Here is a 2435-nt window from a genome sequence, read left to right as displayed (position 1 = left end):
ATCCGGGTCAGGCAGATCGTCGATCGAACGAATGAGCCTTATTCCGCGTCCCTGCGATCCAAAGAGAGGTTTCAGCACCAGGAGGCCATGGGGCACCTCGCGCTTGACGAGGGTCCTGGCATTGGCGGGACCTTCCACTGCGAAGGTTTCCGGTGTTGGCACTCCGGCAGCCGCAAGAAGAAACGTCGTCGTCGATTTGTCGACGCATCGCTCGATTGCTTTGGCGGAGTTCCAGACCGGCACGCCAAGTCGGGTCAGCGCGTGCAAGATGCCGAGACGGCGTGTGATCGCTTCGAAGCTGCCGCCGGAGATGGAGCGGACGATCACACCGGCCGGAAGGGCTCCGTCAAGCATCGGGATGGCAATGCCTGATGGATACCGGGTATCGAACGCGATATCGGCAAGCGGGCAGAAGATCGTCTCCGCGCCGAGTTTTCCGAAGGCGCGACGCAACTGTCTCACCTGGCGGTCTGGTTTGTCGGAAAGAATGAGAATTTTGTCTGAAATCACCGTCTGTTCAACCAAGGGATTGCTCCAGCATATCTCTGTTCCATTCACCGGCGCGGAAGGTGTCGCCTGTCTCGACAGCCGTAACGATCACTTCGGCCGGGCTGAAGAGATGCGGATCAATCGCGTAGAAATCGCCATTGAATTTCTCGAAGATTTCCGCAAAAGGCTGCCCGTAGTCACGCGACCTGCAGCTCGGCAGCTCTTCGGCGAGCGCGCGCGCGTCGGCCGCGCTGCCTAGAACGAACAACTGCACCAATCCGCCATAGATGATGGCATCGTTCGTCCGCCCCATGGCCTGCAGGAAGTCCGGATGAGGCGCGGGGACCGGCGCGCATCCCGTGCCGTCGACAATCGCGTCCAACGGAAATTTGAGGCTGTGGGCCTTGTGAAGAGCGACCTCCAGTGAGCGCCCGATAATCTGAACGGAGCCTGCAAGGCTTTGCGTCGGCGCGTAGATGAAGGTCAAAGCGTCAGGGCCTAGTCCTGTCGCCTTTGATACCTTTTCGACAACGGCTGGCGGTGGGGCCTTGCTCGTTTCAAGAAGCAGAACTGACGTCGAAGCATCGGTTTCGCTATAGGTAGTTTCCTCGAAAAGCGGCTCCACGCGCGCCAAGAGACGCGCAGGGCCCGAGCCCATGGCGAAATATTTCTCATGCGAAAGCCGCCAACCCGCATACTGGCTGCCCAGGCAGGCAAGAACCGGTTGCGAGGAATGGACGGTAACGCTCAACGGCCATTTTCGGTTATGACGATCGAGCGCCAGCGACACCGTTCCCAGACCACCCATGCAGATTTCTGCCATCCGCAAACCCACTTCGAGGCCTCCGGGGCTTGCCGCGCCGGCGTCGATGAGATGTTCTCCAAGAGAGCCGCGGCCATATGCGACGCCAAATCTTTCGTCGTCGGCAATGATCTGATCGATGATCCGTTGCGCATTCCTGTTCAGATGGGCCATTCCGTTCTTCATTGGAATTCCTCCTTCCAATGCTGCGCTACTTGGTTGACACGACGTTTGACAGCGCGCTCTGCTGCGGAGGCGGATCGGGCATGCGCCAACACAGTGCAAACCGGATCGCCGGGGCCGAGCGCCGAACCCGGCCTTTGATGGTCGGCCGTCAGGTTCGGCCATTTGACATCGGGGAAACAGGAGATGGAACGAGACGTGTAGGCAATCGCCGCAGCCGCAGCCCCGCGATAGACTGGCACCTCGATCCTTTCCCCGCGCACGGCGCGCAAATGCTCAATGAGGAGGGGTGCGCTATCGGTGTCGAAGATATCCAGCGTTGCGCCAGGCCGTGGGTTGATTTCAATGAGATGAAGCCCCTCCGACCCATCGATGAAATCGGCGCTGCAAAGACCCACAAGGCCGCAGTGGCGCGTCAGCTTGTCGAGCCAGCAACCCATTTGCATTTTCTTTTGCCGGTCAAATCGCATGAGGCGGACGGCGCCGCCATAACGAAATGGTGACGTTGGCGAAGGCGAAGACCATTGCCGGCTGACGCCGATGATGCGGGCGGCACCATTTTGGGCCAGGAAAAGAGCCGAGATGCTGCGGCCGGACATGCGCTTTTGAAAAGAGTAGCCGGGCAGGGCAGGCCTCGTTGCGCCCGGTCTGACATGCGACCCGCCGGCGCCGCCGCCAAGCTTCGTGAGCCAGCCCTCCGGTTTTTCTGGTAACGAGAACTGGATCGGCGGATGCGGGATATCCAAGCTTCGACAAAGTTGGGACAGGTTGGCGGGGTCCTTGATCGCGCGCACGGTGTCGGCGCTGTTGCCGGCAAGCGGAAACACTCGACCGAGTGCGTCGATGACCTCGGGCTGACGTTCGAAGCCGGAGCCGTAGAGCAATGCGGCCGGTTTCTCGTCGCCCATAAGGCGTGACAATATGCCTATGATTTTCTCGCAGTCTATTCCCTGGCTTATAC

At 60.0% G+C, this 2435-nt stretch carries 2 protein-coding genes and 1 pseudogene; all 3 read right to left on the bottom strand.

Annotation, left to right across the window (positions count from 1 at the left end):
* Positions 1 to 525: pseudogene (locus C9413_RS31120) on the bottom strand (RimK family alpha-L-glutamate ligase); the annotation flags it as partial.
* On the bottom strand, positions 518 to 1477 hold the full coding sequence (gene mch, locus C9413_RS31115) for a methenyltetrahydromethanopterin cyclohydrolase (protein ID WP_170251409.1): 960 nt from the start codon (positions 1475 to 1477) through the stop codon (positions 518 to 520). The gene mch and the pseudogene C9413_RS31120, both read right to left, overlap by 8 nt.
* On the bottom strand, positions 1474 to 2435 hold a 962-nt coding region (locus C9413_RS31110; protein ID WP_210263670.1), incomplete at its 5' end, for an ATP-grasp domain-containing protein. The genes C9413_RS31110 and mch, both read right to left, overlap by 4 nt.

It is taken from the genome of Rhizobium sp. SEMIA 4085 (genome assembly GCF_013004495.1).
GTDB lineage: Bacteria > Pseudomonadota > Alphaproteobacteria > Rhizobiales > Rhizobiaceae > Rhizobium > Rhizobium gallicum.
Note: the sequence above shows the minus strand (reverse complement) of the source record. Positions and strands in the feature narration are given on the sequence as shown.